24 protein-coding genes, 1 tRNA gene and 1 pseudogene are annotated in these 21927 nt (G+C 42.4%); 10 read left to right on the forward strand and 16 right to left on the reverse strand.

What is annotated here, in order from left to right; genetic code table 11:
* Positions 1-2 precede the first annotated feature (2 nt).
* From H2C83_RS07085 to H2C83_RS07095, 3 genes are all read right to left on the reverse strand, one after another.
* The gene (locus H2C83_RS07085) at positions 3-263 is read right to left on the reverse strand and encodes a hypothetical protein (RefSeq protein ID WP_181739194.1); all 261 of its coding nucleotides are present in this window, start codon (positions 261-263) and stop codon (positions 3-5) included.
* Positions 264-533: 270 nt separating this feature from the next.
* Entirely contained in the window at positions 534-998 is a 465-nt protein-coding gene (locus H2C83_RS07090) for an imm11 family protein (protein WP_181739196.1), read from the reverse strand.
* 153 nt (positions 999-1151) lie between these two features.
* A complete protein-coding gene (locus H2C83_RS07095; RefSeq protein WP_181739198.1) occupies positions 1152-1340 on the reverse strand; it encodes a hypothetical protein in 189 nt (62 codons plus the stop codon).
* A 746-nt stretch (positions 1341-2086) separates the two neighbouring features.
* Here H2C83_RS07095 and H2C83_RS07100 point away from each other — a divergent pair.
* The 6 genes from H2C83_RS07100 (at position 2087) to H2C83_RS07125 (ending at position 8731) form a co-directional block, all read left to right on the forward strand.
* Entirely contained in the window at positions 2087-3232 is a 1146-nt protein-coding gene (locus H2C83_RS07100) for a hypothetical protein (RefSeq protein WP_181739200.1), read from the forward strand.
* 51 nt (positions 3233-3283) lie between these two features.
* Positions 3284-5572, forward strand: coding sequence for a type III-A CRISPR-associated protein Cas10/Csm1 (gene cas10, locus H2C83_RS07105; protein WP_181739202.1), 2289 nt, complete (start codon positions 3284-3286; stop codon positions 5570-5572).
* A 26-nt stretch (positions 5573-5598) separates the two neighbouring features.
* The gene (csm2, locus tag H2C83_RS07110; protein WP_181739204.1) at positions 5599-6060 is read left to right on the forward strand and encodes a type III-A CRISPR-associated protein Csm2; all 462 of its coding nucleotides are present in this window, start codon (positions 5599-5601) and stop codon (positions 6058-6060) included.
* A 62-nt stretch (positions 6061-6122) separates the two neighbouring features.
* Complete coding sequence (csm3, locus tag H2C83_RS07115) at positions 6123-6803, forward strand: type III-A CRISPR-associated RAMP protein Csm3 (protein ID WP_181739206.1); 681 nt, start codon at positions 6123-6125, stop codon at positions 6801-6803.
* Positions 6760-7734 (forward strand): type III-A CRISPR-associated RAMP protein Csm4, encoded by a 975-nt coding sequence (csm4, locus tag H2C83_RS07120; protein ID WP_181739208.1) that lies wholly within the window; start codon positions 6760-6762, stop codon positions 7732-7734. The genes csm3 and csm4 overlap by 44 nt, the downstream gene beginning before the upstream one ends.
* Before the next feature lies 1 nt (position 7735).
* The gene (locus H2C83_RS07125; RefSeq protein WP_181739210.1) at positions 7736-8731 is read left to right on the forward strand and encodes a hypothetical protein; all 996 of its coding nucleotides are present in this window, start codon (positions 7736-7738) and stop codon (positions 8729-8731) included.
* 579 nt (positions 8732-9310) lie between these two features.
* On the opposite strand, the gene H2C83_RS07130 is transcribed toward H2C83_RS07125, so the two are convergent.
* On the reverse strand, positions 9311-9859 hold the full coding sequence (locus H2C83_RS07130; protein WP_181739212.1) for an imm11 family protein: 549 nt from the start codon (positions 9857-9859) through the stop codon (positions 9311-9313).
* A gap of 450 nt (positions 9860-10309) precedes the next feature.
* Between H2C83_RS07130 and H2C83_RS07135 the strand changes: the two genes are divergently transcribed.
* Positions 10310-10924: a PH domain-containing protein gene (locus H2C83_RS07135; RefSeq protein WP_181739214.1), complete on the forward strand. Its 615-nt coding sequence runs from the start codon at positions 10310-10312 to the stop codon at positions 10922-10924.
* A gap of 502 nt (positions 10925-11426) precedes the next feature.
* On the opposite strand, the gene H2C83_RS07140 is transcribed toward H2C83_RS07135, so the two are convergent.
* Positions 11427-11873, reverse strand: coding sequence for an imm11 family protein (locus H2C83_RS07140; RefSeq protein ID WP_181739216.1), 447 nt, complete (start codon positions 11871-11873; stop codon positions 11427-11429).
* A gap of 600 nt (positions 11874-12473) precedes the next feature.
* Here H2C83_RS07140 and H2C83_RS07145 point away from each other — a divergent pair.
* Both H2C83_RS07145 and H2C83_RS07150 read left to right on the forward strand, forming a co-directional pair.
* Positions 12474-12869: an AbrB/MazE/SpoVT family DNA-binding domain-containing protein gene (locus H2C83_RS07145; protein WP_181739218.1), complete on the forward strand. Its 396-nt coding sequence runs from the start codon at positions 12474-12476 to the stop codon at positions 12867-12869.
* Between the two features lies 1 nt (position 12870).
* The gene (locus H2C83_RS07150) at positions 12871-13185 is read left to right on the forward strand and encodes a type II toxin-antitoxin system RelE/ParE family toxin (protein ID WP_181739220.1); all 315 of its coding nucleotides are present in this window, start codon (positions 12871-12873) and stop codon (positions 13183-13185) included.
* Between the two features lie 210 nt (positions 13186-13395).
* Here H2C83_RS07150 and H2C83_RS07155 read toward each other — a convergent pair whose 3' ends face one another.
* The 10 genes from H2C83_RS07155 to H2C83_RS07200 form a co-directional block, all read right to left on the reverse strand.
* On the reverse strand, positions 13396-14565 hold the full coding sequence (locus tag H2C83_RS07155) for an N-6 DNA methylase (RefSeq protein WP_181739222.1): 1170 nt from the start codon (positions 14563-14565) through the stop codon (positions 13396-13398).
* A 62-nt stretch (positions 14566-14627) separates the two neighbouring features.
* The gene (locus H2C83_RS07160) at positions 14628-15080 is read right to left on the reverse strand and encodes an SMI1/KNR4 family protein (protein WP_181739224.1); all 453 of its coding nucleotides are present in this window, start codon (positions 15078-15080) and stop codon (positions 14628-14630) included.
* 26 nt (positions 15081-15106) lie between these two features.
* Positions 15107-15484, reverse strand: a complete 378-nt coding sequence (locus H2C83_RS07165) for an HNH endonuclease (RefSeq protein ID WP_181739226.1) — start codon at positions 15482-15484, stop codon at positions 15107-15109.
* Positions 15436-16722, reverse strand: coding sequence for a phage tail family protein (locus tag H2C83_RS07170; RefSeq protein WP_181739228.1), 1287 nt, complete (start codon positions 16720-16722; stop codon positions 15436-15438). Before H2C83_RS07170 ends, H2C83_RS07165 begins: the two co-directional genes overlap by 49 nt.
* Positions 16723-16982: 260 nt before the next feature.
* A tRNA-Ser gene (locus H2C83_RS07175) sits at positions 16983-17075 on the reverse strand.
* A 122-nt stretch (positions 17076-17197) separates the two neighbouring features.
* Positions 17198-17695, reverse strand: a complete 498-nt coding sequence (gene tadA / locus H2C83_RS07180; RefSeq protein ID WP_312853873.1) for a tRNA adenosine(34) deaminase TadA — start codon at positions 17693-17695, stop codon at positions 17198-17200.
* 194 nt (positions 17696-17889) lie between these two features.
* On the reverse strand, positions 17890-18321 hold the full coding sequence (locus H2C83_RS07185; protein WP_181739230.1) for a Fur family transcriptional regulator: 432 nt from the start codon (positions 18319-18321) through the stop codon (positions 17890-17892).
* Positions 18322-18360: 39 nt separating this feature from the next.
* Entirely contained in the window at positions 18361-19215 is an 855-nt protein-coding gene (locus H2C83_RS07190) for a metal ABC transporter permease (RefSeq protein ID WP_181739232.1), read from the reverse strand.
* A gap of 40 nt (positions 19216-19255) precedes the next feature.
* Positions 19256-20008 (reverse strand): metal ABC transporter ATP-binding protein, encoded by a 753-nt coding sequence (locus tag H2C83_RS07195; protein ID WP_181739234.1) that lies wholly within the window; start codon positions 20006-20008, stop codon positions 19256-19258.
* The gene (locus H2C83_RS07200) at positions 20005-20973 is read right to left on the reverse strand and encodes a metal ABC transporter substrate-binding protein (RefSeq protein ID WP_181739236.1); all 969 of its coding nucleotides are present in this window, start codon (positions 20971-20973) and stop codon (positions 20005-20007) included. The genes H2C83_RS07195 and H2C83_RS07200 overlap by 4 nt, the downstream gene beginning before the upstream one ends.
* A 144-nt stretch (positions 20974-21117) precedes the next feature.
* Here H2C83_RS07200 and H2C83_RS17690 point away from each other — a divergent pair.
* Positions 21118-21711 (forward strand): annotated as a pseudogene (locus H2C83_RS17690) (poly-gamma-glutamate hydrolase family protein).
* Here H2C83_RS17690 and H2C83_RS17335 read toward each other — a convergent pair.
* Positions 21708-21927 (reverse strand): hypothetical protein (locus H2C83_RS17335; RefSeq protein WP_220184052.1); only part of this gene is annotated, 220 nt, incomplete at its 5' end. The pseudogene H2C83_RS17690 and the gene H2C83_RS17335 sit on opposite strands and share 4 nt — an antisense overlap.

The raw sequence follows: 21927 nt of genomic DNA on the forward strand, positions 1-21927 counted from the left end.
GCTCAACCTGAACGCAATAACGGATTTGTTACGGGAGCATCATGCTTTCTTTTTTTATAATTGAGATTATAAGATGTTTTACTTTTCATTATCGGATTAAGAATATACTTTGGCAGACGAATATCAGCATCTTGCCTGATTTCGTGCAAAATAAAAAAGGCCCCGCCATCGCGGGACCCTTTATCTTTGGTGGAGAGGAAGGGGTTCAAATCCACTATACGGGGAATTCCCGCGCAACAGTTTTTAAGTTTGTGCACCACCAAAATTACATATAACTCCTGGCAATAAATCCAGGCAAATTAAGTACTCATCATTGATTAACCCAAGTATATACTAAACATATAATTGTTGACGTTTTACCAGTAGAATATTTTGCAAAATAAGTTGCTACCGCTATCTTTAGTTTAATATAGACTCAGCCAATCTTGGTTAACCATGAACAATACAGTTGATTTACAGTTTCATTAGCAGCCCGATAAAACAATCTGTTATTCGTACATACTTTTTCATTTAAATAACTAAATATTACATGATCATCCTCCCCAAAGTAATTCAAAATCAAATCCTTGTAAACCGCTTCCATGAATCAAAGATACAAACTCATCAGTAACAAATAAAATTGTTGGGTGTTGTGGTATTTTAAACAATAACCTATTTGCTATCTGATCGGGCTTAAAAACATAGTTTGTAATCCTTTTTATTCTCCCGCTACTCTTAAACCGGAGTACTTCAGATTTTTCTTCATCTAAAGCATTGATTTGCTCAAGCAAATGAAATGCATAAAAACTACCAAACTCGCTAATAAATGGAAGAAACTCTCCGTAATCTGATAAATGACTTTCTACTTGACTTTTCCCTCTTTCACTGAAAATAGGAACATCACCTAGAATCACCAGGCAATCTGGTAAAGGATTTGATTTATTTTTATCTATTTCAGATTCTTTTAGCCGTATAGGTTTCCAAATCGGGGTTCGGCTCTCTGTTCCAATAATTATCATAAATATATGTAAAGTATTCAGCATCTTTATTGCTATATTACATCAACGACTTAAATTGATAGTCTGAAGACAATTTATAAACCTTCAATTTTAACCATCCTCTAATAAATATTTTTTATTTATATGGGAAAGTACCATTTGCAATTTCTTCTTTTAACCGGCAGCAACAGCCGTTTTCTTCCAATTAAACTTGTCTTTAAGTATGTCAATTATACTTTGATCGGTACCTCCACCCGCAGCACTTCCCAACATTTTTGGCAACGCTCTACCCAGCCACGGCACTCTTTGGGCAATGGCAGCAACGAGTGGCGCTCCGGCAACAGAAACCGCTACCAGACACAATCTAATGAAGCCTTTTTTTTGGAATTATGGCGATCAGCCATTATGGGAGGAAAGTCGAATAAAGTTGTCGAATAATGTTGTGAGGAATAACTCCTTTCCCAATATAAAGAAATGCAGTTAGTTAACCACATATCCTTAGCGTATAGAGATACAAGTTGGTATCAGCTTAAATTCTCTAGCTCTGCACTTGATTGAATGATATAGGCACCGTAGGAGTGTTCCATAAGTATTTGCTTAAACTTCTCCGGAATAGCGAGATAGATCCACAGGAAGCTGACATGCTGTTGCAATTTAAGATCCATTCAACTTTTATTCCTTTACGGTAAGAACTTAACAAAAAGATGTTTGTTTTAAAAAGATTGTTTCTCATAATAGATAGATTTTAACTCTAAAATTAGAAACAAATATATTTATAAAGAAGGGGTTCAATGGCGATTCTAATATCTAATTTGGGGAATTCGGATTTTCAACCGTACGGTATTCGGCAATCGGAGGATGAACGTATAGACAACCAAATAATTTATCAAGAGATGAAGCGGGGTTATGATTGGGGGAAGCTCAATTTTCCAATACTAAAATCGGTTGAGCAGTTACTGAAAAGTAGGAATGAGACGTTAAATGCACTCGTCTTATTTTATACAAAACAAAAAGATGAGCATTTCTCTAAATCGGATACCTATATTATTTTTAAAATTATACAATTATACAACGAGAGAAATCAATTGTTCGACAGTTACAAGCCGATAGTGATTGGAATGCAAATTTGCGATTTGCCGCATTCTTACGACAGCATGTATACATATTACCAAAAGGTAATTAAAGGACTCCCTGGTCAATTGGCACAGCACGGGCTTGTATCCGACGAACCGGTTTATGTTTCTTTAGCAGGCGGAACTCCGGCTTGCAATGTAGGATTACTGCATGCGATGCACCAATCCACCGATTTCCGTTCTACGAAAACTTTCATTTATTCTCCGAGGCCTGCCAAAGGAGAACTGCAACCTCCTGCAGTTCCGGTTCGCATAGACACATATTTAACAGCCAATGAGCTGGTAAAAAATTTGGATGAATTATTAACTGGTTATCATTATGGACAAGTGAAAGATCTTATCAGCAAGTTGAATTTGCCTATACATGAATTTCTGAAGGATATACTCACTTTTCTGGATGTGCTTTTGCTCAGGAGGAATACGAGGTATGCAGAAGCATTGACGAAGTTGAAGACAATTGGACATTCGGAATTGAAGAATACGGCATTTTTCCAGGAGTGTCTTGGGCAAATTAACAAATTGGATAAAGGGATTCAGGCTCACGATGATCGCCAGTTTGGATGGACGAGCTGTTCCGAATTTCGTCAGGTGTTGCATGAGCATTATTGGAAATTGGTGACTTTATATCAGTTGGAAGAGTACAACGAATGGGCGATCGGGATGATGACTTTCTATGAAAATTTGCTTCGCATCAAAGCGACTCATCTTCTCGGGTTTGATCGAAAACAGCCTTCACTAACTCCTGAGGAAGAAAAAGTTCAATTTCACAAAAAGTTGTGCGATCTCAATAATCGTTCTTTTAATGGAAAACGGGAATACCCCATCAAACGAGGAGAGTACCAACGGATTATTTCCGACAGCGCACCAAAGAGTATGTTGTGCAAAAGACATTCATGGGTTAGGAAATTGGAGAAAATTTATAAACAGCGGAATAATGTCGTCCACCAGTTCGGCGGTTTGACCAAGTCAGATATCGAAAACGTTTTTGGTGAAAGCGACAATTGGAAGAAGTTATTGAGACAGGCGCTCAACAGAGAATTCCAGATTCAAATTAACGAAAACCCGCTGGATTTAATTCACAAGCAGTTGCTGGAGTGGATTCATAAACGGTTGGTTGCATAATCGTATGTAATCGGAATGGTGCCGGAAGAGAAACAGAAAGAGGTTAAAGATATGAATCATGATTTGCTTGCAGCCGCATCTGTTTATCCACTGTTAAGATGGTTCAAACAATCGTTGGATGCGGAATCGTATCAACAGCTGATCGGAAATTTAAGATCGTATAGAGGTTGTATTGACGGAGAACGCGCATGCGCTTATATGGATGATGCCGGGCGATATTTGCGTAACAGGAACCATTTTGATCAGATGAATATTGGTGATGAAAGGCTCGGACAGGCCTTCTTGCTGATAAAGGCATTGCAGACGTTGGGTGCCGAACAAATGGCTGCAAAAAACAGGGAACGGCTGGAATCTGTTTTCGCTCAAATTGAACTGGAGAAAGAGTTTAAAGCATCACTCTATTACCCGATGCAGACATTGTCGGTAACTGACATATTTCCGGAGCCTGAACCGATGGAAACACCGGAGGAAGTCCAGCGCCATGCGACTGCATTCGCAGCTGATTTACAGGACGCGTGGTGTTGTAATGCAAAACAACCTTCCGTGCTGATCACTGGATTACAGCGTGTGATCGATCATTATGCCTGGTGCATACCGGCTGGTGATCATGGGCAACAGGCGGTATCACTAGCGGAGGTCTGTAAGCAGCTTTGCGCGCTAACTGCGGCATGGTCTGCGTCATCAGCAGCGGAAGAGAATAGGATTGTGCTTGTTGTTGGGGATTTGTCCGGCATCCAGCGGTATATATTTGATATTGCACAGACGGGTACAGGTGGTGTAGCGAAACGATTACGCGCACGTTCTTTTTTTCTCGGAGTTCTATCAGATATCATCGCACACAAAATACTTCATGCCTTTGATCTGCCACTTGCCAATATGATTCTGTCGTCAGGCGGAAAATTTTACATCCTGTTGCCTGGGGGAAAAGAGACGGAACAGTTTTTACTTTCCTTCCAACAAGAGTTGGATCGATGGATGCTTGAAGAGTACCTTGGAGAATTGGTATGCAACCTGGTCCATGTTGAAGTTGAAGCCGCAGAGTTGCGTACGGCGGATCGTCTACTCGAACGGTTGAGCCGTAAGCTTCAGCGGAGAAAATCGTCCCAATTGGCGGGGGCATTCCAATCGGCAGGAGAATGGAACGAAGAAGCTTTTGTTCAAAAAGGGCACAATCCACTGTCTCGTTGTAAATGCTGCAAGAAATTCACAGCTCCGCATGGAGATCTCTGTCGGATTTGTGCTGCTGATGAGAAGTTAGGCCGCCGATTACCCAGTGCTAATTACATTGTTTTCCGTATTGGCAAGTCGGAGGACATACCCGGATTTATGGTGATGGACAATTATTACGTTGATGTGCTCGAAGATCAGCCTGTGGAAAGCGATAATATTTACCTTGTTTATGAGTTAAACCGTTTTGATCGGGAAATGAAGTATAATCTGCCTGTGACAACGAAATACATGGCTAATTATGTACCGGTTGCAGATCAGGATTTATCAATAAACGAGGAAAAAATTGACCCAGGACATCCGCTTCCATTTACCTTTATTGCGGATCAAGCCAAGGGACAGAAGCAGCTTGCCTGCCTGAAGGCCGACGTCGATATGCTTGGGAGTGTGTTTGTATTCGGCTTGAAAAAAGAAAACGATTCCGTACTGCTTCCGCAAATTTCTACACTGAGTAAAATGTTAGAGTTGTTTTTTTCCGGTTGGTTGAATGAACAAATGAAGCGGAATTATCAGCACGTGTACACAGTATTTTCTGGTGGGGATGATCTTTTTCTGATCGGTCCATGGAATGAAATTATTCCGTTGGCCATCGATCTGAGGAAGTCATTTGCCCGATATGTAGGAAAAAATCCCAATCTTTCATTATCTGCCGGAATTACGGTATGCAAACCACGTCTTCCAATTGTCCGTCAGGCTGAATGGACGGAAAATGAATTGGATCATGCCAAGCAATCATCTTCGATCGAACGACCGCATGGACGTAATCAAATCTCGATTTTCAACTGGGCGATGACTTGGGGACGTTTTGAGTCTTTTTGGCAGGAAGCCCAGCAGTTGGGAGAAATGTGGAACGAGAACAAAATTGCATCCGCTTTTCTGTTCCGATTGCTTAAATATGCTGAACAATATAAGAGTTACAAGGAAAAAGGGGACATATCCGGGTTACGTTTTTATCCGAGACTGGCGTATGACTTGTCCCGCAATTTTACTGACAAGTCGGATGAGGAAGCGAAACATTGGGCGCAACGGTTCCTTACGCTTGCAGATGATCATCCGTTGGAGAAAGTAGAGCCGCTCATTCGACTCTCCCGATTGTTTCGTGCTTCCAATTAGAAGACAGGAAGGAGTTGTAAATCATTATGTGGCAAGGATATTTGTCAGGCGGCTATTATGACGAAAAAGGAAATATGCGCCGCGAAATTATTGTCGAGGACGCACAGAGGGTGGCGAAAGAGTTAGAAAAGGTTGGGATGACAAGTACTTCTTTGCGCAGGTTTTATAACAAGGTGATGGCGATTAAGACAAAAATGTCTATAGAGAAAGATTTTGAAGTTGTCCGTCCGATGATCGATAAGCTCGTTCCTATCGTATCCTATAATGTCAAACGTAAAGTGATACCGGATTCATTTGAGAGTTTTATCAAAGCAAATGTGGCCCATGCCCGCAAATCACATACGGACTTCCTTGGTTTCTTTGAACATTTTCAATGTGTAATTGCTTTTTCCAAAAACACTGATGATCATCGCGGTGGTGGTGGCCGAAGCCGTTCATCTCAAAACTATCGAAAATCGGGGAAGAACCATCAGTTTGGGAGAAAATAATTAACAAGCCGACAGATTCAACAACTAGTCAACCATCAAAGATGATTCGGGAGGAAACAAATATGAAACTGGTAAAACATATACTCATACGGGGTACGATTCATTGTTTGACAGGACTTCGGATTGGAGGCTCTAAAGACCAGGTGGACATCGGCGGAATCGACAACAACATTATCCGGCATCCTATTACGGGTGAGCCGTACATACCTGGTTCTTCATTGAAAGGAAAAATGCGTTCTTTGCTGGAGTATCGTTATTCACAAGAAATAAAGAATGGTCCATGTAGTTGCAATACTGTGGAGCGCCATTGTCCAGTATGTGAATATTTTGGTTCCAGAAAAGAAACAAATGCGCCAACACGCGTTCTTGTACGTGATGCCAAAATGAGTCCCGCATCACGTAAATGGCTAACAGAAGCACCGATAGATCAAGTCTTCAATTATGCTGAAGTAAAATGGGAGAATGTGATCCAACGTAAATCCGGTAGTGCGACACCTCGTCAGCAAGAGCGTGTTCCAGCTGGTACAGAATTTGTGTTTGAAATAAGCATCCGCGTGTTCGATATAGATAATGAAGAGGACTTGATAAATTTTGTACTGGAAGGGATGGAATTGCTGCAAAAAGATTATTTGGGCAGTTCCGGCGGTCGCGGTTACGGGCAAATTCAGTTCCAAAACGTGACAATTGACGATAAGATGTGTGACCGTTTCAAAAACAGGACTGGAAATGATCAAGATGAGTGATGCCGGATACAATGTCTGTTATCGCTTGCGTCTGAGTTCTGGATTTATAACTCCATTTCAAAGCGATACATTAATGGGCTCTCTTGCCTGGCAAATGCTTTATCATTTCGGCGAAAGTAAGCTGCGTACATGGATTGAGGCTTGCCGCCATCAACCTCCATTCGTATTGTCCAATGCCTTCCCGCTGGACAAATTGCCGAAATTGATGGCGCCTCCGGCATCGAATCAGCCACAGCCAACCTCCAAGCTGGAGCAATTGCAAGTGGTGCGCAGAGGGAAGAAATACAAAGAACGTGTTTGGCTGACGCCTACCGAATTTAACGATATGAAGCATGGGCGCCCTGTGCAATGGGAAGAGAAAGAATCGCCAAAATTTGTGCATACACATTCGCGATTGCACGCTATTATTGATCGGGCTACGGGCCAAAGTCTGCAGGAGAATGGACTTTATGAGATCGAAGAGTCTTATGTGGAGTATGTTTCACTTTATGTGCGTTATTTTGATCCGACATACGAACCGATTGTCGAGCAGTTGCTTGGTTCACTGGGAAAAACCGGTTTCGGAGCGAAAAAAAGTAGCGGCAAAGGGCTCTTTTCAGTCGAGAAAGATCCTGATGCGGTGAAAGTTTTAGCAACTCCAGAAGGGGCGAACGGCTACGCGATTTTGTCTCAAGTCGTTCCTGCTGCCACTGATGAAACGGAAGGATATTATAAATTCGTTACAAAATACGGGAAAATTGGTGAACATCATACGGAATCTCCATTTAAATATCCTCATGTGACGCTTCAGCCGGGTTCGTGTTTCTATAGCGACCGCATGCCCGCTTATAGCGGTCGCCTTGTGGAAGGAATTGCTCCTCGGCATCCGAACGTTGTACAATTCGGATTTGGTTTGACGGTACCGATTGTGTTGCCGGAGAAGGAAGAATAACATGAGAGCGGCTAAATGGGCGTTAGAGTTTATGCTTCCAGAAGGCGGACGGCTACCTGCAAATAAAAGCTCCATGTTCTATGCGATATTGAAGAAATCTTTCAAGCGGATGGTTTGTATTCAGCGTTATGCTGTTTGCGGTGCCTGTTCTTTTGCAGCCGAATGCGCATATTCTCAGTTATTCGGCGTTCTGCATCGGGAAGCGAAAGAGGATTCACCATCTACGCACCGAACGTATGGAATTAATCCTGGGCAGGACTTCGATAATCAGATTGGAATTATCATCTCAGGATGGGAAGATATGCGAAAAAATTACAAGCCTGGCGAATTTTTTCGCATTGAAATCGTGCTTGTGGATCAGATGATTGAACTGTTTCCGCTGGTAGCACTTTCGTTTAAGGAATGGCAGTCTTCCGGTTTAGGGAAAGAGAAGATTCCCTTCTTGTTGCACCGAATTTGGATATATCCGGCTGAGAACGAGGAATCGACAAGGTTGCTGATGTTTCAAGAGAAGTTGATGCCGATTGATGTTTCTTCGATGGTTGTTTCTGTAGACATGTTAAGGGAGAATAAGTCAATCCAAAAAGATGGCAGCTTGTCGGTTTTATTACGAGGATGGCTTCTTGACCCGAGCGTGATATCCGCAGTATCAGTCCGCTTCTCTGATGTCATGAAGGAAGTGGCGAATCGTTTTTGGTCATTGAATCGGTATTTTGACATGAAGGAGCGGCAGAAGTTGGAATCTTGTCTGAATGACGCTATGGATGCTGCTGACAAGGTCCAAATAGTATCTGGAACATTTCGTATTAAAAAGCAAAGGATGAACGTTAGGAGAGAATCCAAGCTGTTGCAATGGGATGGTTTGTTGCGCATACAGGGTGAAGGGCTGCCAACTGTATATCCTTGGGTCAAAATGGCCGAATGGTTTCATATCGGTTATCAAGCGCATTTGGGAATGGGACGTTTGCGTGTTTTGCCTGGCGAATGTAAGAGATAGTCTTTTGTATAGATCATTGTTCGAAAATAGATTATAGTATAATGTCCCAGAGGTCAGGTTTGTTTAGATTACTTGAGGAAAGGAAATTAAAAAATATAAAAAAAGATTTTACAACTGTATTACTTAAATGAAGTAAACAGTAAAAAGAGTAGCAATGACCGATGACGTTAATTTCTGACACTAGGATAAAAATTTGATGGAAATTGTGCGTATTTATCTGGTCCTTCCCAATAACTAAAAAAGATGTTATGTTAACCTAAGAGATACTACCAATTTGAGATTGCGAGAATTTTCTGTGCTGTGGGTCTGAACCCCGCTCCTTCCGCCAAACTCAATGGGGTTCGCGACTAGCGAGCCCTTTTTATTTTACTAAAAACAAACTGCTTATGTGGAATATTTATGAAAAAATCTATTTTCATATAACTGACATTTCAGTGGTCAAAAAACACTCCTTTCGACCAATTAACTGTTGACTTAGTATAGAACTAACCATAAGCCAATCCGATTCATGAAAGACCATCCATCGATGAACAATTTCCCCTCCCAAGTTTTGCAAACGCCTTTCACCCTTTGAAGAAATCATTTTCCCGAATCCCAAACCTCCATAAACTGAAATCCTGCCAAACCATCAGATTCGACAGCTTTTTTAAATTCATCAGATACGAATACGGCAGATCGAATTCGGTCATCTAAGAAAATACGAAAAATGTGTTCGTCTTCAACCTTTTCCTCAATAAAAGCATACTTCTCAAATCCTACACGAAAACCTGTATCAAGCTGTTTAATAATCGCCTTTTGATAGTCCACAGCATCAATCGCATTAAGTACATGAATAGCATAAAAAATTTTTTCTGGATGGTTAAGCGATAAAGCCTCTGCTTTATTTCTTAAAAAGTCCTGAACTGTATAATATGCTCTTTCACTAAAGACAGGAACAGGACAATCCCAAAAGTGGGGACTGTCACTATCCTTTCCTTCGTCAATCGTCAATACTTCAACATTGTTCCATTTATCAATAAGAGGAGAAGTCTGAAGTAATAAATCAGCTAATTTACTATCTCGGTCAAAGTCGGCAAATCCTAACGATTCAAAGCTATTTAACAAGCATTCCAAATGCCATATCTTCATGGTAGATTCTCCATTAACATTTCATCTAAATATTAATTCAGTGATAAAGGACCATTTAACAATTTAACGCGAATATGATTAATTACCTTAACAGCCTCTGAAGTTCTCCCCCTAATGCTCTAATAATTATTTAGCCCGTCTAGCTCAACTGGAATCGTCTTCCTGTCACAGACTCGCCCTGTTATTTGAGAGCCCTCTCATTCTATAGCCTGAACAATTAGTTGCACCGTTTTTCCATAATTTATTGACATTTTCAAGTGGAACAAATATAAAAATTATCGCCATTTTCCCGCATAAAATCAAGTATAATAAAAATGATAAATCCCAGAAAACATCTAATGGAAATGCGAGAAACGAGAAGAAAGAGTCAACAGTATAAAACAAGGATTGAATCAGTTGCAATTCCTCTTACTACTTTCTTCTCCGCCACGCAAGGAAAGGAGAAACTTCATGTTTGGTAAAGTAGCTTCTGATATGTTAGGCCTCAGTGATATTGGATCTGTGATTTCCCCTGCTGACTACGATAAAGTCGATGCCGATGATTATATCTTGCATGAAGACGGAGAGAAAATCTATTTCCTCATCAAATCCAAATCCGATGAATACTGCTTTACAAATAAAGCCCTCATTCACCTGGATGGAACCAGTGCGACGAGCAAAAAACGTGTTCTCCGCCGCTATGATTACTATTTAAATAAAATTGAAGGCGTAACCCTTGAAACGGCTGGTAACATTGATTTGGATGTAGAAATCCACTTCACGATCGGCTCTGTTCACTATTCGATTGATGTACACAAAAAGCATTTGGAACAACTGAAAGACTTATATAAATCTTTACTCAAAATGGCAGAAATTACCCACGATAACGAAATCATGATGAACTATGCCAAACAAAGCCTCGAAGTTTCTTCTTCCTTACTGAAGACATATCGCAGCGGTGAAAATGATGTCATCGATCAATTCCAAACCCTCAACCAATTCGTTTTCGATTGGATGGTCCAGGCAAAAAATAAATATCACATCAAGGATTTTGGCTTCGTGTTTGAGAAGTTTATCAATAACTGACTTGTCAACTTGACCGCACAATCATATACTATATTCCTATTCCTTTAGCCCCTTTTCATGCTCACAATGCAAAATCCGTTTGGACAAAGGCAATCTGTCTAACAAGCCAGCCCAAAAAATGGTCGGACTTGCGGAGAGGGCAATAGCTCTCCCTTGTCCGACGCTGATTAATTAATGCCTGGATGTTTCTCTCTGGAGTGTAAAATCCCTCCAGTCACCAGGTGCCTCTCCAACATGTCAACACTTGAGAAACAGCCTTTGTAATCCAACCAGGCATCGTTGAAAAGATTTTATCCAGCCATCCTGCCCTAACCTAACTCAGCCAATCCTTGGTTAGTCTGAATAATTCTAAACAACGCAGTTAATTAACAATTTTATTTGCAGCCCGATTTAGTAAAAAATAAGCCAAAATCCTCGCAATGAGGCCATTTTTATAAAACACATTATGATTAATTTAAGCAACTAACATTCCTAATCCCAAACCTCAATAAACTGAAACCCTCTACCAAACCATTAGATTCGACAGCCTTTTTAAATTCATCAGATACGAATACACAGATCGAATTCGGTCATCTAAGAAAATACGAAAAATATGTTCGCCTTCAACCTTTTCCTCAATAAATGCATACTTCTCAAATCCTACTCTAAGTCCACTGCTTAATTGTCTGATAACCGCATGATTATAATCAATCGCATCAACTGTGTTCAAAACATGGATAGCAAAAAACTCTTTTTCTGGATGAATAAGCGGTAAAGCCTCTGCTTTATCCTTTAAAAAAGCCTGAGTTATATAAAAGTGCTCTCGCACTAAAAACAGGCCGCCCTCTTCCTTGTCCGGGTTTGTCACAGATGCCGGCTTCTGGGGTTGCGGAACAGGATGGACCTGATCAAAATGGTCATTGACTTCGGGAACGTCAAAAGTGCCACCCGCGACTACTTCTCCACTCATTCCCAAGTTCCCTGTGCCAATCAATAAAGTAAGGAGAAGCACGACCATCCACCGATGAACTATTTTCTCTCTCAAGTTTTTCAAACACCTTTCATAAATCAGATTGATTTATATAGTTCTATACTAAGTCCACAGCCCTTGCAAAGTGTTTATGTTTGGCAATGTCTGCACCAACGATTAAAGTTGATTCATTGATTTGCTCAATTTTACGATTTTGTTTATACTCCATATTGGGTACCTCCTCAGCTATTTAAGGGTCGTACGGGATGACACCTCGTATGTTAACAGGAGGTACTTTTCTTTTTCAAACAGCCCCCTATTTGATTACAGAAATAGCTCCTTTTTAGACTTTTCTCTTCATGTTTCCTCTCTTTATGGATATTATCCTGTCACCAACTTTCCTTACCTTTGTTTATAAAAAAACAGGTTGAACCTGAACCAGATAACCACTCCAAAAGATTATTCCGTAAAATATTTTTTTATAAAATTGATTATTTAGGTATTTCACAGAATCAACTACAACAAATTGTGATATAATAAAACAAGGAAATCAAAGAAACCAAGAAAACAAAGAATAAAGTCAAAGGGAGGGGAGTAATAATGACTACTGGAAACGTAGTCCAGGAGGTTATCCCCATGTCGTTGGAAATCAAGCGAATTAAGGTGTCCGACAAAAGACAAATCACCATCCCGATCAAGTTTTTTAAACAGCTTAATATCCAGGATGAAGTGGATGTATTTGTTAAAAATGGAGAGCTAGTGATTCGTCCGGCTGGCCGTACAGACCACGGTTTTGCAACTGAAATTTTGAAAGATTTGGTGTCTCAAGGATATGAAGGGCAAAGATTGATTGAAGAGTTTGCCAATGTTCAATCCCGGATTCGACCGGCTGTTGAAGAATTGATTTCCGAGGCAGACAGAGCGGCAAAGAAAGCATTGAAAAAGACGGATCATCAGGATAAAACAGCGGAACTCTTTGCAGACTTGGAGGATTAGCGTGGGAAAATATATTGTTGTGTATCTGCCGCCGGCTGAGCACTATCTGAAGAAACTGAAAGAGAAACCACTGAAACGATTATATCATGAAGCTATACTGTCTATATCTGCTAATCCTTACATTTGGGAAGCAAAAACAGGTGATCTTGCTGGTATCTATGGTTATGATATCAAATATAAAGGGACCAGTTATGAGATTGCTTATCGGATCTACGAGGACGAAAATGGCAATGTGGTGGTTGTGATTCTGTGTGGGACCCGGGAGAACTTTTATAATGAATTGAAGCGATTTATCAAAACATCAAAATTTGCTTAAAAAAAGAACTATTCACGGCATTGCTTGAGATGATTAATGATAAAGCCCCTGCCCTCTTGTAATCAAGATTCAAAAATAGTCGATTAATTGGAAACATGAAACAAAAAAGATGGAGCCCCGCCGAGTTCCTTCTTTTTTCTCCTTCCCAATATCCATCTGCCAGACCCATTTCCCATCAACCACTAACATTCTCTAAACGTGTGATTTCCATTAGGTAATCAACATGTCAACACCTGAAAAATCCAACCGGGCATCGCTGAAAAATTTCATCCTGCAATCCCGCCCAAAGATGCCCATTATCGCTACTTTTAAAGCTGTTCCTCTTCCTGAAACAAGGACATTCCCTTCTCTCACCTCAAACCGGAGAGCCCGGCACGGGTCCACATAAGCCGGCTTGAGCTGGTCAAAAAGGATCTTTCCATCCTGTACATCCACCAGATTAATCAATTCATAGTTTGGTTCTTCTTCACTTTCACGTGGCGGATTTATCCCCCGAAACGGTTTTGGATCGGACAGTTTGCCAAGCGCCTTCAGCGGAAGATTGGACTGTTCATAAGCATTTCGTCTGACGATTGCCATCCCGATCGTGGCTTCAATTGTTTCCTCCGGCTCAATGTATCGTTCAACAGACAGAATATAATCGTTATCTTCAATTTCCCCAACCGATACCAACCGGCTGAAACCAGCTACTTCTTCCGTTTGCCTGCAGGCTTTTGCAATCTTTTCAATATCCTCTGCACGCAGGCAGTTTCGTCCTCTTTCTTTTTCATAACTGGTGTTAGCAAGGATAAACTGTACTTTTCCTGGTTGGGTTTTTTTGCGATTCAAGATCAGAATAGCTACTGGAATAGCAGTACTGGTAAACAAGTTGGGCGGCAAGGCAATGACCGCTTCAATTAAATCCTCTTTTAACAAGGATTGGCGAACCTTTTTATCCGGGCCTCCACGGAACAGAATTCCAGGCGCTACCACAATCGCCGCTATTCCTTCAGGTTTTAATGAAGCCAGGGCATGCAGAACAAAGGAAAGTTCCCCGCTGGTAAGACTGGGAATACCATATCTGTTACGTCCATACGGATCAGTTTCCGGTATTTCCACACGATAACCAAAAGGAGGATTCATCAGGATATAATCAAACTTCTTCAGTTGGTAATCTTCTACCCATTTGGGATCTTTCATAGTATCGCCGATCTCAATATGGGTATCATACAATCCATGAAGAATCATATTTTGTTTGCAAATCGCCCAAGGATCTGGATTACTATCCTGACCATACAGTTCTACTTTATTGGGATATGCATATTTGGCAGCTTCAATCAGGAAACTGCCGCTACCCACAGCTCCATCGTAAGTTATGCGTACCGACACAATCTTTAGCAATAAACCTGAGTAATTTTTTTACATTTAAAATATAATGTTACTTCTATATAAAGAAAAATCCTTTAATATCCCTCGTTTTCTAACAACAGCAATAGTTCTTCAAAAGAATCACATACTGGAAAGATACCTTTTTCTTTATCCAGAAACGCTTCTTCATGATCCCATAAGACCACTTTGGGCTCGATGTCTCCTTCACGGTAATCGAAACATAGGCAATCACCTGAGGCATCATTGACAAATGGATAAATATTTTCAATCAAACGATCTTTTATATTCTTATATGTTTGAATAATATATAAATCGTCTTCAGGATCAAAAGACAGGAAATCATTTAAGACAACATCGCCTCTATCTTCTACATAAAAAGCATTGGGAAGTACTGTTCCTGAATGACATTTCAAAGTAACTTCGATAAATTTTTCAGGAAAACGAATACCAAAATAAGATTCTACTTTTCTTATACTATTAATATCTGTTGGTTTTTGACATCTTCTCCATTCCAATTGATCCCCCATATAAACTCCCCTCTACAAATCGTTACTTAATTTCTTGGACTATTATTTGGAAAAATACCTGGATTTGAATTTGGATACTCATATTCTCCGTTCATTAACTTCCCTTTACTTCTGAATACATCTCCTCCGCCCCATATATGCCTTCCACCAACATGCCCAATTTGTTGATGTAAGCTAGTTGGAACCAATTGCATTCTACCAAACTGTTGATGATGATGCCATGTAAAGCCACGAATATTTCGACCAGCTAATAAATCTTTTACATTTTCCTCAGTTAAACCCAATTCTTGACGTAACATTGGATTATTATCTAGTTGTTTACCTAACCGTCTGTTTAAATAACCAAATTGGGATTTTAATCCTGTTTTATCTTTAGCAAACCAGTAATTACGTGGAAGATGCATATCCGCAATTGCTCGTCAAAAGTGATGTCTATACTCTTTCCACTATAACGAAAAGAAAGAGTTTTATTAGCTCTGTCTAATCTGGGTAAACTCTTGGTGTTTCCTTGCCAATCAACTATTTCCACTCTAACAAGATTACCATCATCATCAAGGATTCGATTTACTCTGCCAGCATCAGGGTGAATGTGAGGCAATCTATATCCTTGTATCGTATTTGATACAGTTTGGCGAGCTTCAGATCCACCACTGTCATTACCAAACTTCTGCAACCACTGACCCAGTGGTGTATCTCCAATGAACTTTGGAGCCGTAGTCGTTCCATCAGCAAAGTATTGAGTTACCGGCGATATATTTATGCGATTGATCGATTTGATAATATCGTCCGAATGGCTGCCAAGGGTTTCTCCGCCGAAGACGAGGACGAAACCCAAACCGGTAGCGATGGCCGTTCTCATCCAATTGATTTTCCCGTTCTTCAAAAGATCCCACAGGCTTTGATCGACTCCTGCCGCTACGCCTCCACCAAACATTTTCGGAAAGATTCTTCCCAGCCAAGGAATCCTGGTACCCAACCAACGAACCACGCTGCTCCCGGCAGCTCCTGCACCGGCTGCCAAACCAAACAGGGCGGAAATTCCTCCTGCGATGCCTCCAACCAACATATCAAACAACATTTCATCACTAAATAACTTATTTCCTAATATCCATGACAGGAGTCCGCTGATAAGCTCACCTGCCAGGATACCTCCACCTATAAACAACGCCAGGGAAGACCCAACGACAAATCCAATCACAGTGACAATGGCACCAAGAATACTTATGATTGCAACCACGATTCCCTTATGCTCCAGGATCCAGTCCCAGGCAGCCGTAAGGGAATCCACTGTCACTTCTGCAATTTTCGAGCTCACGTCCACAATTCCATCCCAAAAAACGGAAGCTGTTTCTTTGGTCCAGTTCCAAGCGGCAGACGCTTTGTCTTTCGTCCATTCCCAGGCATCCGTTATGGGTTCTGTGATCCAGTCCCATGTCCCGCCCTCTTCCTTGTCCGGGTTTGTCACAGATGCCGGTTTCTGGGGTTGCGGAACTGGATTGACCTGATCAAAATGGTCATTGACTCCCGGAACGTCAAAAGTGCCACCCGCGACTACTTCTCCACTCATTCCCAAGTTCCCTGTGCCAATCAATAAAGTAAGGAAAAGCACGACCATCCACCGATGAACTATTTTCTCTCTCAAGTTTTTCAAACACCTTTCATAAATCAGATTGATTTATATAGTTCTATACTAAGTCAAGAGGGAAATAGTGGAAAGGTGTTTTTTTATTTATAAAAAAAATCTATCATTTATATAATGCCAGTGGTCAATAGCATGGACATCTTATTAAGCACAACCAATTTACAGTTCAATTCTGATTACTCACATAAGAGCAGTTTGTTAGCAGTTTGCCCGATTTCAGCAAAATGAAAGGGCTCCGCCATCGCGAAACCCTTAGGTTTTGGCGGAGAGGGTGGGATTCGAACCCACGGTACGGGGAATTCCCGCACAACGGTTTTCGAGACCGCCTCCTTCAACCACTCGGACACCTCTCCATAGAAGAATATTATGCTCAGACATTGGTACATTCTACAGAAAAAACGGGAAAATGTCAAGGTGTTATGAAAGGGGGCGGCAGGTTAAATAAAAAACGCCAGCAATAACTTGATCCGGCGTTTTACCCGTTGGTTTTATCCTGTTTCTGTTCCTTTTTCTTCTGCCGAAGCGCCCGAAAGAAAGTCGTTAGTATGGTACTGCATTCCTCTTTCAATACGCCCGTTATCATGTTGGTCTGGTGATTGAAACGCTCATCCTGGAGGATATTCAACAGGGTTCCGGCTGAACCCGCTTTCGGGTCTTCGGTTCCATATACAACTGTATCGATCCGCGCCTGGATGATCGCACCCGCGCACATGGGACACGGTTCCAGGGTAACATACAAATCACAGTCGTTCAGGCGCCAGCTGTCAAGACGAGCGGACGCCTCACGGATGGCGATCATCTCCGCATGGGCGGTCGGATCGTTGTCCAGTTCGCGCCTGTTATATCCGCGGCCGACAATTTGCCCGTCCTTTACAATGACAGCGCCAATGGGCACTTCTCCCAACTGTTGTGCTTTTTTTGCTTCCCGTAAAGCTTCTTTCATATACTTTTCGTAATCCACGTCGTTTTGCACCTCACTCGCCTCATTATAGCTGAGCTTGCCCAAGGAAAAGAAAAAGGACTTACCCGGGCAAGTCCTGCAGATTATGAAATAAAATACAAGAAAGACAATTTTTGGAACTCCGTTCGTTCTCCACCTTGCAGGGAATTACTTGACGGCTCCTCCAAATCCTTGGCTCGGGCAGACACAGTATTTACTCGATCACGCTAATGACGCGGCGCATGGTCTCCTTCACAATCTGCACAAATCCCGTAAATCTCAAATTTATGGCCGGTGATCTCAAAGTTGTCGGGCTCCCCGAGAATTGCATTCATCGGACAAACCCGAATCTCCCTGGTTCGTCCACATTTCGTGCAGATGATATGATGATGGTGAGTATCGCGGTTGCAGTGAAACCGGTAGCGCCGTTCGCCATCCCACTCGGTTCCTTCGACAATTCCCAGTTTCTCAAAAATGGAGATATTGCGGTATACCGTATCAAAACTGAGTCCCGGAAAGTCTTCCTGCATCTGGTCCAGCACTTCCCTGGCTGACAGATAGCGGCTTTCCCGCAAAAAGATGTCCATCATCAGTTCCCGTTTGTTGGTATATTTATATCCATGTTTCTTTAGCAAATCCAATGCCTGTTTCAGATCCATTCCTCTCGCTCCCAATTTCCCCGGTCATTTACTTCTATTTTATAATAAATTCCCCAGTTTCATCATTCTCATCACTTTTTTGACAAATAAAACGATCAAGAGAATCAGAATGGAAACAAGGACAATCGTTCCGCCGGATGCCCAGTCGAGATAATAAGCGGCAAAAAGTCCGCTAAAAACAGCCAGTTGGGAAAAAACAACCGACCAGATCAAAGTCTGGCGAAAACTGTTTGTAAACTGCAGGCTTGCCGCAACCGGAATGGTCATGAGCGCGGAGACCAGCAGGATGCCAACTACCCGAATCGATGCCGCAATGACCAGGGCAACCATCACGATAAACAGGAAATTGATCCATTTCCGGGGAATGCCCGCCAACACGGCATGATCTTCATCAAAAGACAGCGCGAACATCTCTTTATAGAAGATACAGACAAACAGCACGACTATAACTCCAATCGCCGCCATTAACCACAATTCATCGCGGCCCACGGCCAGGATATTGCCAAACAGGTAACCGGCAATATCCACATTGAACCCGTCTGCGGCACTGATCAGCACGACTCCCAATCCGATTCCTCCTGACAGAATGATCGGAATTGCGATTTCTTCAAACGTTTTGTATAAACGGCGGATCTGCTCCATAAACAGGGAACCGGTCACAGAGAAAACCATTCCCACATACAACGGGTTTACCGCATAAAAGAGCGGAAGTTCCTTTTGCAAGAGCATCCCGGCCGCCACTCCGGATAAAGTAACATGGGAGAGTGCATCCGCAATCAGCGACATGCGGCGAACCACCAGATAGACTCCCACCAGCGGCGATATGAATCCAATAATCATACCGGCATAAAACGCATTCTGCATCCATTCATACTGCATGATAACTTCAATCATATGAAAAAGCGCCTGATCAGGCGCCTCCCCCCATTCTTTCTCAGTGATAGTGACTGACTACCTGGAGATCGTGACCGTATGCCAGTGTCAGGATTTCCTGCTGCCTTTGCTCAAAGCCGGCAGGATCTCCATGGTAAAACAGATGTCTGTTCAGACAGGCGACCTGATCAACGACAGAGGAAACAGCCCCGATATCATGGGTAACCATGATCAGCGTCAGCCCTTCTTCCTGATGAAGCCGCCTTAACAAACCGTAAAATTGTTCCGTCGTTTTCGCGTCAATTCCTACCGTGGGTTCATCCAGCACCAGCAAATCGGGATCGGCCACCAACGCCCGCGCGATAAATGCCCGCTGTTGCTGCCCGCCGGACAGCTTGCCGATATTGTGATCCTTGTAGGATGTCAAACCAACCTGGGCAATGGCCCGTTCCACCTGCTCCATATGCTTTTTGGTCATGCGGCGGAACAATCCCAGTTTCCCATACAGCCCTGAGGCAACCACTTCTTTTACCGTGGCGGGAAATCCAGAATTAAAGCTGTTGGCCTTTTGGGAAACATACCCGATTCGCGAACCATCCTGCTTGCCAACCGGCTTGCCAAAAACGGAGATGCTTCCCTGCTGCGGCTTCAAAAAACCGAGGATGCATTTAACCAGGGTCGACTTTCCAGAACCGTTCGGCCCGACAATGCCGAGAAATTCTCCTTGATTTACGGTCAGATTGATCCCATCCAGTACCTTTTGTTGGTCATACGTGTAAGACAGATTTTTTATTTCAACAACTGGTTCACTCACGGATTGGTAACCCCCAATGCTTTGGCCAGGTTTTCCTTATTTTTTCGCATTACAGAAAAATAATCCTCTCCCTGCTTCATTTCCTGTTCTGTCAATCCTTCAAGCGGATTCAATACCAGTGCCTCTGCGTTTACTTCTTTTTTGACGACCTTGGCCATCTTATTGTTGACCAATGTTTCAAACAGGATTACATCAATATCGTGTTTTTTCACATGTTCAATAATTTTTTCCAGTTCCTGCGGACTCGGCTCATCAGACGGACTCAATCCGGAAAGCGCAATTTGTTCCAACCCGTAACGTTTGGCCAGATAGGCAAAAGAAGCGTGGGAAACGGCAAATTCTTTTTTCGGTGCGTTGGCAACCATTTGTTTGAATTCCTGATCCAATCGATCCAGTTCCGATGCCAATTGGTCATAGTTTTTCAGATAATCGTCCTTGTGTTCGGCATCCAATTGAACCAGGGCATTCCGAATCGCTACTGCCTGTTTTTTGGCCAACTGCGGGTCCAGCCATACATGCGGATCGGTACCTTCGGCCTGATGTTCTTCTCCGTGTCCGTGGTTGTGGGAAGCTTTACGGGAAACTTGTCCCCAGTCTGTCATAATGGATTCCGTTGCATTGACAATCCTGGTTTTATCGGGATCAAGCATTTGATTCACCCGTTCCACCCACGGTTCAAATCCCCCCCCGTTATAGACGAGCAAATCCGCTTCGCTAAGTTTGCTCATATCCCGCGGCAGCAGTTCAAAATGGTGTGGATCGGCACCTGGAGGAATCAGATTTGTCACCGACACATACGGTCCGCCAATTTTCCTGGCAAAATCATAAAGCGGATAGATGCTGGTATAGACCTGCAATTTTCCCTCCGGATTTTTGCTCCCAGTAGAAGGATTTCCGGAGCAGCCGGACAATAGAAGAAGAGTAAGCAGCATCGCAGTTGTTGCAATTTTCACCCATTTCTTCATGTTTTCATCACCTTAATTGGATTGATTCCGTTTTGTAAAGTCTTTTTTTATTATAACTTCTATAAACAACTATGTAAATCGTAAATATTACGATTTAAGAAGATAAAAAATCAATGCCGAGTTGCTAAAGAAGAGAGGCTGCAGATGGATTGGTACCAAAATTACCAGCAGTTGGCTGCCCATGAAAAGATCGGAACAGACTATTCCATTTTCCTTCGTTTTGCCAGACCGGAAACTGCCGTGCTGGCCATACATGGCGGGGGAATTGAACCGGGGACAAGTGAAATGGCCCGGGCTATTTCCGATCATGACTGGAGTTTCTATGACTTTCAGGGAAAAAAGAAAAAAGGGAACCATCGTCTCCACCCGTTTTGACGAATCCCGTGCCCTGAAATGGTGGAAAATGCTTTGTACATCATTTCCATCCACGGGGCGAAAGGAGCGGAAAAGGCCGTTTATCTGAGCGGAAGAAACCGGACATAGCTCGGAAAAGTGAAAACAGCGCTTTCCCGGGCATCCTTTCCCGTTAAACCATTACCCAATTATTTACAGGGGATTAACCCCAAGAATATCATTAATCGGGGAGTGAGAAAACAGGGGTTGCAAATTGAACTGACAATGAGGTTGCGGGAAGATTTTTTCAAGGAGATGAACCGGGCCGGCCGGCAGAATCGGACCCCTTTGTTTAACCGGTTTGTCCAGGCTATCCGGGCGGGAATCCGCAGCCTGCCAAGTTAAAAAAACGTCCGGCTGATGCCGGACTGAGCTTGATGACAAACCCCAAGCTTTTTCGCAAGAAAAGGGCTTGGGGTTGTATATTTCAGGGAGATAAACAAATGAAGGAAATTCAATTTATTAATTAGCCGGATCACAAGGCTTTTTCCTCTCTTCGAGAGGAGCAAAGCCAGTTTTTTAACATTTTGGGCCATGGCAATAAGGAGGCATTGCTCTTTC

The sequence above is a fragment of the Thermoactinomyces mirandus genome, from assembly GCF_013868055.1.
In the GTDB taxonomy this organism is placed as follows: domain Bacteria; phylum Bacillota; class Bacilli; order Thermoactinomycetales; family Thermoactinomycetaceae; genus Thermoactinomyces; species Thermoactinomyces mirandus.

Coding starts and splice junctions, on each gene's coding strand:
- H2C83_RS07125 (WP_181739210.1), top strand. CDS start 7,736: ATGAGAGCGGCTAAATGGGCGTTAGAGTTTATGCTTCCAGAAGGCGGA.
- csm3 (WP_181739206.1), top strand. CDS start 6,123: ATGAAACTGGTAAAACATATACTCATACGGGGTACGATTCATTGTTTG.
- H2C83_RS07140 (WP_181739216.1), bottom strand. CDS start 11,873: ATGAGTGGAGAAGTAGTCGCGGGTGGCACTTTTGACGTTCCCGAAGTC.
- H2C83_RS07160 (WP_181739224.1), bottom strand. CDS start 15,080: ATGGGGGATCAATTGGAATGGAGAAGATGTCAAAAACCAACAGATATT.
- H2C83_RS07190 (WP_181739232.1), bottom strand. CDS start 19,215: ATGATTGAAGTTATCATGCAGTATGAATGGATGCAGAATGCGTTTTAT.
- csm2 (WP_181739204.1), top strand. CDS start 5,599: ATGTGGCAAGGATATTTGTCAGGCGGCTATTATGACGAAAAAGGAAAT.
- H2C83_RS07090 (WP_181739196.1), bottom strand. CDS start 998: ATGATAATTATTGGAACAGAGAGCCGAACCCCGATTTGGAAACCTATA.
- H2C83_RS07165 (WP_181739226.1), bottom strand. CDS start 15,484: ATGCATCTTCCACGTAATTACTGGTTTGCTAAAGATAAAACAGGATTA.
- cas10 (WP_181739202.1), top strand. CDS start 3,284: ATGAATCATGATTTGCTTGCAGCCGCATCTGTTTATCCACTGTTAAGA.
- H2C83_RS07145 (WP_181739218.1), top strand. CDS start 12,474: ATGACTACTGGAAACGTAGTCCAGGAGGTTATCCCCATGTCGTTGGAA.
- H2C83_RS07135 (WP_181739214.1), top strand. CDS start 10,310: ATGTTTGGTAAAGTAGCTTCTGATATGTTAGGCCTCAGTGATATTGGA.
- H2C83_RS07200 (WP_181739236.1), bottom strand. CDS start 20,973: ATGAAGAAATGGGTGAAAATTGCAACAACTGCGATGCTGCTTACTCTT.
- H2C83_RS07130 (WP_181739212.1), bottom strand. CDS start 9,859: ATGAAGATATGGCATTTGGAATGCTTGTTAAATAGCTTTGAATCGTTA.
- H2C83_RS07185 (WP_181739230.1), bottom strand. CDS start 18,321: ATGGATCTGAAACAGGCATTGGATTTGCTAAAGAAACATGGATATAAA.